15 protein-coding genes are annotated in these 15576 nt (G+C 58.9%); 8 read left to right on the forward strand and 7 right to left on the reverse strand.

From position 1 onward, the window contains the following. Window positions 1-3: 3 nt before the first annotated feature. The 6 genes from ACR0B8_RS08300 to ACR0B8_RS08325 form a co-directional block, all read right to left on the reverse strand. The gene (locus ACR0B8_RS08300; protein ID WP_170359410.1) at window positions 4-1149 is read right to left on the reverse strand and encodes a cytochrome D1 domain-containing protein; all 1146 of its coding nucleotides are present in this window, start codon (window positions 1147-1149) and stop codon (window positions 4-6) included. Further along, window positions 1146-1454 carry a c-type cytochrome gene (locus ACR0B8_RS08305; RefSeq protein ID WP_254438747.1) on the reverse strand — a complete coding sequence of 103 codons (309 nt, stop codon included), beginning with the start codon at window positions 1452-1454 and terminating at the stop codon, window positions 1146-1148. The genes ACR0B8_RS08300 and ACR0B8_RS08305 overlap by 4 nt, the downstream gene beginning before the upstream one ends. Window positions 1455-1500: 46 nt before the next feature. Next, window positions 1501-2262 (reverse strand): uroporphyrinogen-III C-methyltransferase, encoded by a 762-nt coding sequence (gene cobA, locus ACR0B8_RS08310; protein ID WP_170359413.1) that lies wholly within the window; start codon window positions 2260-2262, stop codon window positions 1501-1503. Between the two features lie 188 nt (window positions 2263-2450). Then, window positions 2451-2852 carry a cupredoxin domain-containing protein gene (locus ACR0B8_RS08315; RefSeq protein WP_480658420.1) on the reverse strand — a complete coding sequence of 134 codons (402 nt, stop codon included), beginning with the start codon at window positions 2850-2852 and terminating at the stop codon, window positions 2451-2453. A 56-nt stretch (window positions 2853-2908) separates the two neighbouring features. After that, window positions 2909-4693 carry a NapC/NirT family cytochrome c gene (locus ACR0B8_RS08320; protein WP_170578418.1) on the reverse strand — a complete coding sequence of 595 codons (1785 nt, stop codon included), beginning with the start codon at window positions 4691-4693 and terminating at the stop codon, window positions 2909-2911. Between the two features lie 123 nt (window positions 4694-4816). Next, a complete protein-coding gene (locus tag ACR0B8_RS08325) occupies window positions 4817-6493 on the reverse strand; it encodes a cytochrome D1 domain-containing protein (protein ID WP_170359417.1) in 1677 nt (558 codons plus the stop codon). 237 nt (window positions 6494-6730) lie between these two features. Between ACR0B8_RS08325 and ACR0B8_RS08330 the strand changes: the two genes are divergently transcribed. The 7 genes from ACR0B8_RS08330 (at window position 6731) to ACR0B8_RS08360 (ending at window position 13391) form a co-directional block, all read left to right on the forward strand. Next, a complete protein-coding gene (locus ACR0B8_RS08330) occupies window positions 6731-7912 on the forward strand; it encodes an NnrS family protein (protein WP_170359419.1) in 1182 nt (393 codons plus the stop codon). Between the two features lie 99 nt (window positions 7913-8011). Continuing rightward, entirely contained in the window at window positions 8012-8461 is a 450-nt protein-coding gene (locus ACR0B8_RS08335; RefSeq protein WP_170350172.1) for a c-type cytochrome, read from the forward strand. Between the two features lie 16 nt (window positions 8462-8477). Continuing rightward, the gene (locus ACR0B8_RS08340) at window positions 8478-9845 is read left to right on the forward strand and encodes a cbb3-type cytochrome c oxidase subunit I (RefSeq protein ID WP_170350173.1); all 1368 of its coding nucleotides are present in this window, start codon (window positions 8478-8480) and stop codon (window positions 9843-9845) included. Between the two features lie 5 nt (window positions 9846-9850). Next, entirely contained in the window at window positions 9851-10660 is an 810-nt protein-coding gene (locus ACR0B8_RS08345) for a CbbQ/NirQ/NorQ/GpvN family protein (protein WP_226688854.1), read from the forward strand. Window positions 10661-10669: 9 nt separating this feature from the next. Further along, window positions 10670-12592 (forward strand): nitric oxide reductase activation protein NorD, encoded by a 1923-nt coding sequence (locus ACR0B8_RS08350; protein WP_226688855.1) that lies wholly within the window; start codon window positions 10670-10672, stop codon window positions 12590-12592. Further along, window positions 12589-13137 carry a cytochrome c oxidase subunit 3 gene (locus ACR0B8_RS08355; protein WP_226688856.1) on the forward strand — a complete coding sequence of 183 codons (549 nt, stop codon included), beginning with the start codon at window positions 12589-12591 and terminating at the stop codon, window positions 13135-13137. The genes ACR0B8_RS08350 and ACR0B8_RS08355 overlap by 4 nt, the downstream gene beginning before the upstream one ends. A 5-nt stretch (window positions 13138-13142) precedes the next feature. Beyond that, window positions 13143-13391, forward strand: a complete 249-nt coding sequence (locus ACR0B8_RS08360; protein ID WP_226688857.1) for a cytochrome C oxidase subunit IV family protein — start codon at window positions 13143-13145, stop codon at window positions 13389-13391. A gap of 56 nt (window positions 13392-13447) precedes the next feature. On the opposite strand, the gene hemA is transcribed toward ACR0B8_RS08360, so the two are convergent. After that, the gene (gene hemA / locus ACR0B8_RS08365; RefSeq protein WP_226688858.1) at window positions 13448-14671 is read right to left on the reverse strand and encodes a 5-aminolevulinate synthase; all 1224 of its coding nucleotides are present in this window, start codon (window positions 14669-14671) and stop codon (window positions 13448-13450) included. A 178-nt stretch (window positions 14672-14849) separates the two neighbouring features. On the opposite strand from hemA, the gene ACR0B8_RS08370 reads away from it, so the two are divergent. Further along, the gene (locus ACR0B8_RS08370; protein WP_170350179.1) at window positions 14850-15542 is read left to right on the forward strand and encodes a Crp/Fnr family transcriptional regulator; all 693 of its coding nucleotides are present in this window, start codon (window positions 14850-14852) and stop codon (window positions 15540-15542) included. Window positions 15543-15576: the final 34 nt, after the last annotated feature.

Consider the following 15576-nt stretch of genomic DNA (forward strand, 5'->3'; position numbering starts at 1 on the left):
GTCTCAAAGCCCCGTTCTGTGCGCACGTGCGGTGAAGAAGATGCCTGATGGGCTGTCCGCTTCAATCTCGCGCAGCTTTTCAAAGGTTTGCGTGTCATAAACCATGACCTTGTTGGCATCGCGCACGCTGATCCAGACCTCGTGCCCACGCGGGGTGAATTCCATATGCAACACCGCCGGACCGGGTTTGAATTCGTGGATGATGTCCTTGGTGACGCTGTCGATCACTTGAATCGTATCGTTCAGCGGATGGGCGAAATTCACCCAGACCTGCCGCCCGTCGGGCCGGGCCATGGCAAAGACCGGCTGACCGTGGGTCTGTGTGCGTCCGGTTTCGGTCAAAGTGTCGGCATCGATCCAAAGAACCTCGTGATGGCCCACGGCGGGTAGAACGAATTCGCGGCCTGTCAGCGCCCAACCTTCCAGGTGGGGCATCTTGTAGACAGGCATTTCTTCCTGCCCGCGCCCGTAATCCGGTAGGACGCGGATCGGTTCCGGGGCCTCGGCCCAGAGATCCAGCGCGGTCAGCCCGTCCTCGCCAAAAAGGCCAGTGATATAGGTGCGGCCATTGGCGGTGATCAGCGCGTCATAGGGGTTTTTGCCCATATCGGGGATCTTGGTGATCTCGGGCGTGCCTGTCGCGAAATCGGCAATCCAGGTTTCGCCAGAGTCCCACATGGTGAAGACGAACCTGCGGCCCGGCGCGTCGACCAGACCGATTGTTTTGCTACCCGTTGGGATATCTGCGACCAACTCAAGCGTATTGGCGTCGAACACACGGACGCCGCCGGGTTCATAGTTCGACACGGCGACTAGCTGTCCGTCGTCTGAAATTGCGCCACCAATTGCGTTACCGGCCTGTACGACGCGGTTCACGATCTGTCGGGTGACGATATCGACTTTGGTCAGCCCGCCATCGCGCCCGAACACATAAGCAAAGCGTTCGTCGGGCGAATAGACCAGCGAGGCATGGGACAGATCGCCCAGCCCTTCGATCCGCGCCAGCGCGGCCCGGTCGGATTGATCTACCAACAGGACCGAACCCTTGGCGCGTTCGATCACAAGACCAAGATCACCGGTGGCGGTTGGTTCAGCATGCGCCGAGGTCATCATCAGGGTGGCGGCAAGGCCAAGAATAAGCTGTTTCATTGTGCCTCCTGTTGCAGCAGGTAACGGGCGATCCATTCGGCCTCTTCCTCGGTAATAAGGGGGCGCCAGGGGGGCATTGCCGTGTCGGGAATCCCATCGAGAATGACGCCGGTCAGCACGTCCGGATCATAGTGTTGCAGCGTTTGGGACCGAAGATCGGGACCAAGGCCACCCTTCAGCGACAGCCCGTGGCACGACCCGCAATCCTGATGGACAAGCCGTTTCAGGGCGTCGGGGTTCAAGGTGTCGGCGGCAAATGCCGAGGTGGCGATCACAACCGCGCCGGCCAGCAGAACCGAAGTCAACGGTTGGCTGCTCTGCCTGCCAAGCGCAACAGTCCGGTGACCTAGCCTAGCCATGCGCTTGTTCCATCAATTCGGCCACCGAACGTTCGGCATACAGCGAAACCACCTGTCCGATGATGAACAAAGTGGGTGCCTCAAGTGCAGCGCTGCGCACGTCGGTGGCCAGCCTGTCCAACCGGGACACGATGCGACGTTCGGCCCGTGTGGTGGCTTTGCTGACAGCCAGAACGGGCGTCGATCCGGGCAGGTTCTCGGTCATCAGCCCCATGGCGATTTGGCCAATGTTGGCTACGCCCATGTAGACCACCAACGTCGAGTCGGGATCGGCCAACCGCTTCCAATCCAGGTCCAGCACCTTGTCTTCCTGCCGGTGGCCAGTGACATATTGGACCGAGGTTGCCAGCCCGCGATGGGTCAGCGGCACGCCGGTCGAACAGGAGGCCCCCTGCGCGGCCGTGATGCCGGGTGCGTACTCGACCGTGACGCCATGGGCCACAAGATAGGCCGCTTCTTCCGAGCCACGGCCAAAGATCATCGGGTCACCGCCTTTCAGCCGTGCAACGGTGTGACCGGCGCGGGCCTCTTCCAGCAGAATCTCATTGATGCGATCTTGCGGTACGGTATGGCATTTGGGGGCCTTGCCGACCGGAATCAGCCGCGCCTTTTCGGCATGCATGGCAAGGATGTCGTCCGAAACCAGCCGGTCATAGACGACCACGTCGGCCTCTTGCAGCATGCGCAAGGCACGCAGGGTCATGAGTTCGGGGTCGCCGGGGCCGGCGCCAATCAGAAAAACCTTACCGCTCATGTGCAAACTCGCTTGGTCTGAATGTCTTCCGAGCCCGGGTTTGCCTGCGAAAAGGGACGTTGCTGGGCGAACCGGGCGTGTCATGAGAACAGGTTGGCGGATTCTGCTCGCGGCTTCCTTGACTAAAGTTAAGGAGCGCGGGATTTGCGCCCGCGCTCCTTTGACTTGCCTGTATTTTTTGCCTCGGCTCAGGGTTCTACGGTGATCATTCCGATCATGTTCTGCGTTTCCCAATGCGGCCCGCACAGGTATTCCTGCGGGCCTGGAGTAAGGAATGTCAGATCAACGGATTCCTCAGGGAACAAACGGTCGCTTTCGGGTTCGCTGCCGCCTTTCAGCAGCACACTGTGACTGGTGCGTTTGTCCACGTTCATCCAGCGCACTGTCGTTCCTGCTTTCACGGTCAACTGACCGGGGCAGAATTTGTATTTGTACATCAGCACCACTTCGGCGTCTTCGACGGCTGACGAAGGTTGCCCGAACAAGTCGACATAGCGTTGCTCAGCCTCGGCGCAAATCTCGGCGGTTTCATCCGCCAAGACGGGTGGGGCGAGAAGTAGAAGCGCAGGAAGAAGGCAGTGGGGTTTCATGATCCATCTCTCCTTTCCAAAAAAGGGCGGGGGCCGGGTTTTCCGGCCCCTATCCGTTATTGTTTGACCACGTTGATGTTGGCGCTGTCGTCGTCCAGCGCCAGGCTGGTGTTCAGCGTAACGTGGTGGAACCGCGCGGCGGCAAAGTCATCATGAATGGCAAAGCCCACCGTATAGGTCTGACCCGGTTCCAGCGGCACGTCGCCGGGCGCACCCGAGTTCAGTGGCCGCGAGAAGACGACGGTCCACACGCCACCGGACAGATTGGCCGAGGCGGCAATTTCCCCGTCATTGACCACGCGCTGTTCCAACAGATAACCGTTGGAGGCGCTGCCATCAGCATAGACACGCATCAGGTCCAGGTAAGTGCCATCGGCCAGGTATTGCTGGATCTGCGCCTCGGCCTCCAACTTGTCCCAGCCACCCAATGCCTTGCCGCGGCGACCTTTGACTTCGACCTCGGTCCGGCTTTCGCTGATGTATTTGGTCACAGTGTCCTGAGTGCTCAGGCGGCCTGCGATATCCCCATTGGCGGCAATCGCGTCAGCGCCCGGATCAAATGGCATATAGCTGTTGTCTGCGTGGCACGAGGCCCAGCAGCCTACCTGATCGCCCAACTCGATCCCGGTACCGGTGATCATCATTGCGACCTTGATCTGGTTGTCGGGGTCCATCTTGCCGCCATCGACGAAGGGGGCAGGGTTATGGCCTGCATCCGGCCATTGCATGCGAATATAAAGGTTCTCGTCATCATGCGCGGCCTGCACGGTCGCATCGATCACACCACGTTTGCCGGGGATCGGGGTTGGTTCCAGATCACCGCCCGCAACGATCTTGTTGCCGATCGTATCCAGTTCTTTGGCGTGACAGGTCGAGCATTGATCGCCGCCCTTGGTCAGGGGACGGGCCCCGCCGTGGAACTTGCCGTTCTGCACCCACTCAAAAGAGGCTTGCCCGGGGTAGAACAGTTTCAGATCGGCGCTTGCAACGGCATTCCAGTCGACGCTGCTGCCAACATCACTGCCGCCGCCTGCCGGTGCTGCGGCTTCTTCGCCGTTTGCCTTGGCGCGTTCTTCGGCGACGGCTGCGTCTACGGCGGCCGCGATCTGTGCCTGAACGGCCTCTTGCTGGGCGGTTTTGGCTGCTTTTTCAGCCTCGGCTTCGGCAGCTTCCTTGGCTTCGATCTTCGCAAGGCTGGTTAGGTATTCCTGCGGGATTTCACGAATGAAGGCCGGGTTGGGTGCCTCAAGCTTTTCCAGATAGTCCTCATCGGCCCGATCACGGGCGTCCGAGTGGGCGATCCCCTTGTGACAATCGATACAGGTCTGGCCGATCTCCATCGCATTCAGGTGCTGCTGACGTGCGCGCGGTTTCTGGAACTCGGGCATCATCGATTCAAAATCGTGGCAGTTGCGGCATTCACGTGAGTCCGTGGATTTCATCCGCTCCCATTCATTCATCGCCAGATGTACGCGCTTGGCTTCAAACTTTTCGCGGGTGTTGATGGTGCCGACCAGCTTGCCATACAGCTCTTTGGACGCCTTGATCTTGCGGATCATCTTGTGGGTCCAGTCCTTGGGAACGTGGCAGTCGGAACAGACCGCGCCCACGCCAGACCGGTTCACGTCATGGATCGTGCCGGTGTATTCCTCATAGACGAAATCACGCATCTCGTGGCACGAGACACAGAATTCCTTTGTGTTGGTGGCTTCCATGGCGGTGTTGAACCCGCCCCAAAAGACGATGCCCGCGACAAAGGCCACGGCTATTCCGGCCACGGGCATTCCCCACAGGAAATACCGGCGCCAAATTGGTTTCTTTTTTTCCGGTTCGGAAGTCATATCCGGGCTCCGTTTGGCTGTCTTATCTGGCCCTGGGTGGCAGGCCGGTGGATTTGGCTGTTTGGTCAAACAAGGAAAGGGCGGGCGAGGGGCCCGCCCTTTCCGGTTTTGGTTGCGAACTCGTCAGGTTACGTGGTTCGAACGGTTGTAGACGTTGAATTTGCCGGTCGGAGCATAAAGCCCTTCGATGCGGCCGATTTCTTCCAGCGTCTCGGCGTCGAAGATCACGATCTGACCGTTAGGTTCTTTCGAGTCCGACAGGTTCCACTTGGAAACCCAGACCTCAGTACCATCCGCGTTGAATTCAAAGTGAACAGCGGCGCTGCCTTCGTCTTCGGTGATCTGGATGGTTTTCACGATCTCGCCGGTCTCTTTCGAGATGACCTGCACCGATTGCTGAACTTCAGGTTCCGGGTGTTTGGTCTGATCAGCCCAGATGTAGTCCGAATTCGGGTGCGTACGGACAAACAGGCCGGGGCCGTCGGTTTCCACTTCGTAACAGATTTTCCAGGCATCATCCGGGCGGTTTTCGGGATCGTTACCCCAGACGGTCACGGTACCCACACCAAGGTGTGTCGTACCAGCAACCGGGCCGCAATTTGGGTCGACCCAGTTGGCACCCGGACCTGGGTGCGGCAACGCGGCTGTGTCGATCATCGCTTCTAGCTTGTGGGTTTCGGTATCGACAACCACCATCTTGTTTGAAGCGTTCGCGGCGATCTGGAAATAGCGGCCTGTCGGGTCAAAGAACCCGTCATGCAGGAACTTGGCGCTGTCGATCTTGTCGATCCGCAGGTTGTCCAGATCGGTATAATCGACCTGCCACAACTGCCCCAATTCCTTCACGGCAACGATCCAGGTGGGTTCGTTCGGAGTTGTGTAGATTGCGGCCACACGGGCCTCTTCCACGTAATCCCCGTCCACGTTCACACCGCGGGTTGATACGACCTTGACCGGTTCCATGGTCTGGGCGTCGACGATTGCGAAATGCGGCGGCCAATAGCCCCCACCGATGACGTATTTGCCATCGCCAGAAACGGCAACGTCGCGGGCGTCATAGGCAATCTTGACCTCGGAAACCAACATCTTGTCTGGCGTCTGCCAGAGGTCGATCTTAGTCATCTTGCCGTCACGGCCCATGGTGTACCAGAAACGCCCGGGCTGTTCTGGCTCTTCCAATGCGTGGTGTTCAGATGCTTTCAGAACGTGAACGGCATAGCCGGTCGGGATGTGTGTCAGAACCTCTTTCGTGTCGCCGTCGATCACGGCCACTTTGCCCACATCGCGTTCGATGACAACAAAGAAGTTTTCCCAGTTACGGCCATGCAGCGGCTCGGTTGGATAATCGGCTTCTTCGACATAGACCTTGCGGGTCGCCATCATCTGTTCAAGCGACATTTCAGGCGGCTTTGGCGGCTCCATCATGATGTAGGTCGCCATGTCCTTTATTTCCTGCTCGGTCATGATGTCCGAGAAGTTGTTCATCCCGCCTTCGGTTCCCCAGGCGATGATCTTTTCAAGCCGTTCCTGACCTAGTTTTAGGGTGCCGGATTCGGTTACGGTGCCATCGTCGTTTTTGGTTTTGACCATCGGTTCAAGACTTTTGCCGGTGGCACCTTTACGTAGAACGCCGTGACAGCCTGCGCATTGCTCGAAATAAAGTTGTTTGGAGGATTCAAAGGCTTCCTCGCTAAGGGTTGGCTCTTCGGCGAAGGTTGGCGCAGCGACGCTGCCCAGCAGCATCGCCAAACCGACCCCAAAGGCGCGGCCAGTTTTGTTGTAGCTGATTCCAAGTGACATGATCACTCTCCATTTGCGTGGTGAGGCAGGTCCAAGGGTGAGACATCGCGCCCGACGGCTCCTTGACGAAAGTCAACGCCAGGGGCCCATTTCAAGGGTTCGGCAGGAAAAAATGGCGAAAAAAACCGTCATAAAATCTGTGTTTTAGAGGCATGTTTTTCGTGAGGATTGATTTTTGTTAAGTCCGTTGCGCGGGTTGGCTGCTAGGGCTGAAAAAAACGGTTGAGGAGAGCAGCCATGCCCACAATCATCGCCCGCATTCTTGGTGAAGGATTTCGTGTTTTCTTTCTGTCTGCCGGTCTCTACGGCCTGTTTGTCGGCGTGGTCTGGGGGCTGTGGCTGACAGTGCCTTACATGGCGCCGGATTACGGTATGACGCCGCCGATGTGGCACGCGCATGAGATGATTTTCGGCTATGCGACGGCCGCGCTGGGCGGGTTCTTTCTGACCGCAGTACCGAACTGGACCGGCGCCCCCGAGGCGCGGGCGCACTTTATCACTCTGGCTGCCGGGCTGTGGTTGGCCGGTCGGATGGCCATGTGGTTTTCAGGTGTATTGCCGCCAGTTCTGGTCGCGGTGGTCGATCTGGCCTTTGTGCCGGTTCTGGGGGCCAAAATAGCTACGCAGCTGATCCGCCGTCCCAAGCCGCAGAACATGGTTTTCCTGCTGTTGCTGAGCTTGATCTGGGTCGCGGACATGATGACACATCTGCAATGGATTGGGATCACTGAAGGCACTCTGCAAACTGGGCTGCGCGCGGGATTGTTGGCGTTGTGTGCGATGATCGCCATTTTGGGTGGTCGGATTACTCCGGCCTTTACCCGCAATGCCATGAAACGCGCTGGGGTCCCAGAGGCGGACTGGCCGGTTTCGGTCGCCTTGTTCGACAAGGCAGGCATGGTTCTGGCCCTGATCTTGCCGCTGGGTGTTCTGGTGCTGGGTGCAGGGCCGTTGGCCGGGGTTTTGGCGCTTGCCCTTGGGGTGGTTCAGATACTGCGCATGGCCAATTGGCGCAGCCGCTGGGCCGCCCGGCAGCCAATTCTGCTGGCGCTGCATTTGGGTCTAGGCATGTTGGCGATGGGGTTGATCTTGTGGGGGCTGGCAGTGCTGGGTCTGGGCAATGAAATCGCCGCCCTGCACGTATTGGGCATAGGGTGTGTGGGCGGTATGACCCTGGCAGTCATGAGCCGCGCCGCGCTGGGTCACAGCGGCCGTGCACTAATCGCGCCCGCCCCGATGGTCGTGGCCTATGGTCTGATGGCGGTTGCTGCACTGTCACGCTGGATCGGGGCCGAGCTGAACGCAGGCTATATGGTGGCGATGCTGTTGTCGGACGGCCTGTGGGTCTGTGCCTTTGCGCTTTACCTGATCGCCATGTGGCCTGCGCTGACGGGCCCTCGTACGGGCCGGGAGGGATGATTTTCATTTACTTCCGCCAGCCTTGACTTTCGTTAAGGCCCTCCTACGGCCCAGCCGCCATTCTGGCTAGACAAGCTAAACTGCGCAAAGGAGAGCGCAATGCGAGAAGTCATGACCAAGAGCATGGCTCGCAACATATTCTATGGCGGGTCCCTGTTCTTTATCCTAATATTTCTGGCCCTGTCGGCCCATTCCCACTGGTACATCGTGAATTCCGAGAATTCGGCAAAACTCGATGAAAGTGTGGTTCGGGGCAAGCACGTCTGGGAAAAACACGCGTGCATCAACTGTCACACGATCTTGGGTGAAGGGGCCTATTTCGCCCCCGAAGTCGGCAACGTGATGACACGTTGGGGTGTGCTGGACGACCCGGAATCAGCCTTTGAATCCCTCAAGGGCTGGATGGAGGCACAACCGACCGGCATTCCCGGTCGTCGGCAGATGCCCAATTTCAACCTCAGCGACGAAGAAATTCGCGACCTGACCAACTTCCTGATCTGGACGGACAATATCGACGCTCAGGACTGGCCGCCCAACGAGGCTGGCTGAGAAAGGGAACGGAGCAATGAAATACGAATCCCAAAAAATCGCCTACGCCTACTTTGCGGTGGCCATGGCCCTGTTCGTGATACAGGTTCTGGGTGGCCTTCTGGCTGGCCTGATCTATGTATCACCAAATTTCCTGAGCGAGCTTTTGCCGTTCAACATCGTGCGGATGCTGCACACCAATGCGCTGATCGTCTGGCTGATCCTGGGCTTCTTCGGCGCGGCCTACTTCCTGATCCCGGAAGAGGCTGAACGTGAAATCCATTCACCCAAGCTGGCCTATCTACAACTGATCATTCTGGTTGTGGGGACGTTGGGCGTGGTGCTGACCTATACCTTCAACCTGTTCGAAGGAAACTGGCTGCTGGGCAAAGAGGGGCGCGAGTTCCTTGAGCAACCCAAATGGGTCAAGGCCGGCATTGTCGTGGCCGCGCTGATCTTCCTTTACAACGTGTCGATGACCGTTCTGAAGGGCAAAAAGACCGCGATCACCAACATCCTCTTGTTGGGTTTGTGGGGTCTGGCGCTGTTGTTCCTGTTTGCCTTCTACAACCCCGGCAACCTGGCCTTGGACAAGCAATACTGGTGGTATGTTGTTCACTTGTGGGTCGAAGGTGTGTGGGAACTGATCATGGCCTCGATACTGGCCTACCTAATGCTGAAGCTGACCGGTGTTGACCGCGAGGTGGTTGAGAAATGGCTGTATGTCATCGTCGCTGCAGCGCTGTTCTCGGGCATCCTTGGGACTGGTCACCACTACTACTGGATCGGTACGCCAGCGTATTGGCAGTGGATCGGTTCGATCTTCTCGAGCCTTGAGGTGATCCCGTTCTTTGCGATGATGGCCTTTGCCTTCGTCATGGTCTGGAAGGGCCGCCGGGACCACCCTAACAAGGCCGCGTTGCTGTGGTCGCTGGGCTGTGCCACGCTGGCCTTCTTTGGTGCCGGTGTCTGGGGCTTCCTGCATACGCTGCACGGGGTGAACTATTACACCCACGGCACGCAGATTACCGCGGCCCACGGTCACCTGGCCTTTTACGGCGCCTATGTCTGCCTCAACCTGGCGATCTTCACCTATGCCATGCCGATCCTGAAAAACCGTGATCCGTATAATCAGGTGCTGAACATGGGTTCATTCTGGCTGATGACCAGCGGTATGGTCTTCATGACCTTCGTGCTGACCTTCGGCGGAACCGTGCAGACGCACATGCAACGTGTGATCGGTGACTACTTCATGGACGTGCAGGATCAGATCGCGATCTTCTACTGGATGCGCTTTGGGTCTGGTGTAGTCGTGGTCCTTGGTGCGCTGCTGTTCGTCTACTCGATCTGGGTGCCTCGGAAAGAGGTCATCGAACCCGGCGCAGCCGAAACCCCTGCGGAGTAATGCAAATGGATGGCTCCATACAAATGGGAACGGGGGCGGCAAACGCCCCCTTCTACCTGCCCCAGGGCGATGAATGCGATGTGTTCACCGCCGCCTATAACAACGATCTGCCGGTTCTGCTGAAAGGGCCGACAGGTTGCGGCAAGACCCGCTTTGTGGCCCATATGGCCGCGCAGCTTGGCCGCCCGCTTTATACTGTCGCCTGCCATGATGATCTGGCCGCTGCCGACCTGATTGGCCGCTATTTGCTGAAAGGCGGGGAAACCGTCTGGGTCGATGGCCCGCTGACCCGCGCAGTGCGCGAAGGCGCAATCTGTTACCTGGATGAGGTGGTCGAGGCCCGCAAGGACGTGACCGTCGTGCTGCACCCTTTGACTGACGACCGGCGCATTCTGCCGATTGATCGCACCGGCGAAGAACTGGAAGCCGCGCCCGGCTTCTTGCTGGTGGCATCCTACAATCCCGGCTACCAGAATATCCTGAAAACCCTGAAACCTTCGACCCGGCAGCGGTTCATTTCGCTGGAATTCGACTTTCCGTCGCCTGAGATGGAGGCCGAGGTTGTCGCCCAGGAAAGTGGCCTGGCGCTTGAGCGCTGCAAACCGCTGATCCGGTTGGCGAACAAACTGCGGGGGCTCAAGGGTCAGGATCTTGAGGAAGGCGTTTCTACCCGACTGGTTGTCTATGCTGCGACGCTGATCGCACAGGGTATGTCGACGGACCGCGCCATTCTTGCCGCAATGATCGAACCTCTGACTGATGACGAGGATATCAAACGCGGGCTCCTCGATCTTGTCACGGCTGTCTTTGGGTGAGGCCGGCCAATGGTCAAGATCGATTTTGAGCCATGGGAACCCGAAGAAACGATCGGGAAACTGTGGCACACCCTTGCCAGCCGCCTCGATGCACCTGAGGTGCATGTTGGAGCCGCGGTCGACCTTTCTGAGGTCGCGGGGCGGCTGGCAGTCCTCTTCCGAGGGCTTGGGGGTAGTCCGGGCGTTGAATTACGCCCGGTCTCACCCGAAATTTCACGCCACCGGTTAAGCTGGCGTCGCCGCTTGGGAACCGAGGCCGAGCTGATGCCGCGTGCTTCGTTCGATGGCGAGGTATTGCGCCTGCCGGACCGTCTGGCCGTTTTCCCGGCGCGCGAAGCCAACGGCGCGCTATATGTCTGGCTGGCAGCCGTTGCGGCCCATGCCGACACCCGAATTGATGAGGATGACCCCCTGCGGGCCGACCTGCATGCGCTGATCGCTGCGCGACAGATGGTCGAGGCCACGCTGGAAAACGCGCCCGGCTTGCTCCCCCTTTATACCGAACTGTGCAAGGGTCTGCTGCACCAACGTGATATCCCTAACCTGCCGCCGGTCGAAGCCGCGCTGGAAGAACTGGTTCGCCATATGCTGGGTGATCCGGCATCGCTGTCTGCCAAGGCGGAACAGCTGCTGGAGCTGGATGACAGCCTGTCTGCCCCGCGCGGGTATCAGCGTTTTCGCCCGGTCCCCCTGTGGCCCGAACTGCGCGCTGTTGGCTTTTCGGAACATAACGAGGTGGAAAACCCCGATACCGAAGGCCCGCCCGAGGAATCGGGTGAGAAAACCCACCGCGCCCGCCGTCGTAAATCTGATCAGGCTGAGCGGAAAGACAGCCTGATCCTGCACAAATTCGAGGCGATCCTCAGTTGGGCCGAGTTTCTGAACCTGAACCGCCGGGTCGATGATGACGATCCCGACAATGCCAAAAAGGCGGCCGACGATCAGGAAGAGATCGGGCTGGGCCAAATCTCGAAGGCACCGCCCACCAAGCTGAAGCTGCACCTGGATCTGGCGCCCGAGGATGTGAATCGCGAGCGTCTGTCGGGCCGTATCCTTTATCCCGAATGGGACGTGCGCACCGGGCAGTACTTGCCAGACCATGTGAATGTCCTGTTGTCGGATGCCGATATCCGCGAAGACGCAGCCGAGTTTGGCAAGGACCCGGCCACTGCCCGCCGCATCCGCGCGGTGAAACGCCAGTTCGAGGCGCTGCGCCCCGGTCGGGTTATGACGCGCGGCCATCTGGACGGCGACCAGTTGGATATCGAAGCCGCCGTGCGTGCCGAGACTGAACGTCTGGCTTGTGGCGAAGGCAACGAGCGCATCTGGCAGCAATCCCGTCCCGAAGCTCGCGATCTGGCGGTCTCGATCCTGCTGGATGTCAGCCGATCCACCGAAAGCGCAGTCACAGGCCGCGCCGTGATCGATATTGAACGCGAGGCGCTGGCCGCGTTGGCGTGGGGGTTAAATGCTTGTGGGGATGACTTTGCGATCCACGCCTTCAGTTCTCTGAAACGTCAGCGTGTTTATGTGCAGCGCTGCAAGCGGTTTGATGAGCCAATGGGCGGAACGGTCGAACAGCGAATTGCGTCATTGCGCCCGGGGCATTACACACGGCTTGGGGCGGCAATCCGGCATTGCTCGGCCGATTTGGCGGATCAATCGCGCAAGCGCCGGCTGCTGCTGGTGATCACCGATGGCAAGCCGAACGACCTGGATCACTATGAGGGTCGCCATGGTATCGAAGACACGTGCATGGCCGTCCGCGAAGCGCGTCGCGCCGGGCAATCGGTCTTTGGTGTCACCATCGACAAAACCGGCAAAAGTTGGTTCCCGCGTATGTTCGGGCAAGGCGGTTTTGCGGTGATCCCTGACCCGCACCGCCTGACGATGGCTTTGCCGCAAATCTATCGCCAACTGGTCGGCGCATGAGCGATGCTTCTCTGATCGACGAGCTTCCGGGCGAGTTGCTGATGTGGGTTCTGATCGTCTCGGAACTTCTGGTGTTTGGCGCTGGGATGATCGCCTTTATGGGCGTGCGTCTGACCGACCCGGCGGGTTTTGCCGAGGCGCAGTCACATCTGCATCGCACTGGAGCGGCGTTTAACACAGCGGTTCTGGTCACATCGGGGTATCTGGCCGCACAGGCGCTGCACTGGCGACAGGTCGCGCGGCGTGCGGCGGCGCGCATGGCCTTGATCGGCGCGGCCCTTCTGGGCGTTGTTTTCCTGATCATCAAAGGCACGGAATACGCGGATAAAATGGCGCAGGGGATCAATTATGAAACGCATCCCTTCTTCCTGTTCTACTACCTTCTGACTGGTTTTCACGCGGCCCATGTTCTGGCCGGGGTCGGCATTCTGATACTGGTGTCCTGGCGGGATGACGCACGCAATATCGAGGCGGGCGCGCAGTTCTGGCACATGGTCGACCTGGTCTGGATTATGCTGTTTCCGGTGATCTATCTGTTGGGATAAGGGCGATGGGGGACAACACTCTGACACGGGCCTGGCTTGCCCTTTTGGGGCTAAGTGTCGGCTCAGCGGTATTGACCTTGTTGCCGGTGCCGGCTGCGGTCATGGGGGGTGGCATTCTGTTGCTTGCACTGATCAAGACGCGCGTAATCCTTGCGCAGTATCTGGACCTTGCTAGAAGCCCAGCCTGGTTGCGCGGATTCACCATGGTTCTAACCGGGTTTTCGGTGCTGATCTTTGCCCTCTACCTCGTTTGAAGCAGAAAAAAGCCGCCCGATCTGGGCGGCAGTTTTTCAAGCAAGGAGCGCTTTGTTTACTGTGCAGCCATCGGCATCCGCGCGATCTGGCAGCGTTGCCATAGGGCTGACAGCGCGCCGACCAGATGTTTGATATCTTCGTCCGTATGCACCGGAGAAGGGGTGATCCGCAGACGCTCGGTTCCTTTGGGGACAGTGGGGTAGTTGATCGGCTGGATGTAGATACCGAATTCTTCAAGCAGCGTGTCCGAGATGAATTTGCATTTCACCGGATCACCCACCATCACCGGGATGATGTGGCTGGGGTTGGGCAGATGCGGAATGCCTTCTGCATCCAACCGGGCACGCACCTGCGCCACGCGGGACTTCTGCTGATCGCGTTCGGTATTCGACTGTTTCAGGTGCCGGATCGAGGCCGCAGCGCCCGCCGCAATCGACGGGGGCAAGGCGGTGGTAAAGATAAACCCGCTGGCAAAGCTGCGCACAAAATCACAAAGTGCGGCTGAGGCCGCGATATAGCCACCAACCACACCAAAGGCTTTGCCCAACGTGCCCTCGATCACGGTCAGTCGATCCATCAGACCTTCGTGTTCGGCAATGCCGCCACCGCGCGGGCCGTAAAGACCGACGGCATGAACCTCATCCAGATAGGTCATCGCGCCGTATTTGTCGGCCAGATCGCAAATCTCTTGGATCGGCGCGATATCTCCGTCCATCGAATAGACGGATTCAAAGGCGATCATCTTGGGGGCGTCAGGATCGGCAGCAGCCAGCTTCGCCTCGAGGTCTTCAAGGTCGTTGTGCTTCCAGATCACCTTTTGCGCGCGCGAATGCCGGATGCCTTCGATCATCGAGGCGTGGTTCAGCGCGTCCGAGAAAACGATAAGGCCGGGGATTTTCGCAGCAAGGGTGCCAAGGGCCGCCCAGTTCGAAACATAGCCAGAGGTGAACAGAAGCGCTGCCTCTTTGCCGTGCAGATCGGCCAGTTCGGCCTCAAGCAGGACGTGATCGTGTGTGGTGCCCGAGATGTTCCGGGTGCCGCCAGCACCAGCTCCGCACCGGTCCAGCGCGTTATGCATCGCCCCGGTCACCGCCGGATGCTGCCCCATGCCCAGATAGTCGTTCGAACACCAGATACGTACGTCGCGCTGTACCGCCCCGTCGGTTTGACGTGCGTTTGGGAATGATCCGCAGCGGCGTTGCAGGTCGATAAAAACACGATAGTTTCCTTCGTCCCGTAGATCGTCCAGGCTCTGGGTGAAAAATCGCTCGTAGTCCATTATACTGGCTCCCCGGATTGCTGGCTTTGGGCCGAATTTATGTGCATGGTGACGCCTGCAACATGACAATAGTCAAGTTGAAGCAGGAAAAGGCTGGCGCGCCGGGCAGAGCTTTGGCATAGCCTTGCGAAAAAGGACGTACCGGTCGGACGATCGACCAGGGAAAAGGGGAAACTCCGTGGCACACGAAGCACAAAAAGCGATCGCGCGGCAATCGCTTTTGCTCAAGAGTTTGCCGGACCAGCATGTCGATACACTGCTGAGCCACGCAATTTGGCGTAGCTATGATCGGGGCGAAACGATCTTTCTACAGGAAGAAGAGGCCAAGGCCGTCCACGTAGTTCTTGCCGGTTGGGTCAAGTTGTTCCGCATGTCCCCAACGGGGGCCGAGGCAGTGGTCAGCGTCTTTACCCGCGGCGAAAGTTTTGGTGAGGCCGTCGCGCTGCGAAACGTCCCTTACCCCGTTTCTGCCGAGGCCGTTTCGGCCTGCGACGTGATGCATATCCCAAGCCCTTTGCTGTTGTCGTTGATGAAAGAAGACCCCGAGATCGGCGTTTCCATTCTGGCGTCCACGTTCACGCATCTGCATTCGCTGGTGGCACAGCTGGAGCAGCTCAAGGCGCAGACGGGTGCGCAGCGGGTGGCAGAGTTTCTTCTGAACCTGTGTGACGCCAAACCCGATGGCTGCGACGTAGAGCTACCTTATGACAAAATGCTGATCGCCGGGCGTCTAGGGATGAAGCCGGAAAGCCTTAGCCGGGCGTTTTCGCGGTTAAAAACGGTAGGTGTGCAAATCAACCGCAACCACGCCGTAATCTCTGATATCGAGCGTCTGCGGGATTATGCTGAAAGTGATCCGTCGGACAAATGATCAGCCCGACGGGCGTTTCGGGTTTTCCGCGGGG

The sequence above is a fragment of the Ruegeria sp. BH6 genome, from assembly GCF_056538105.1.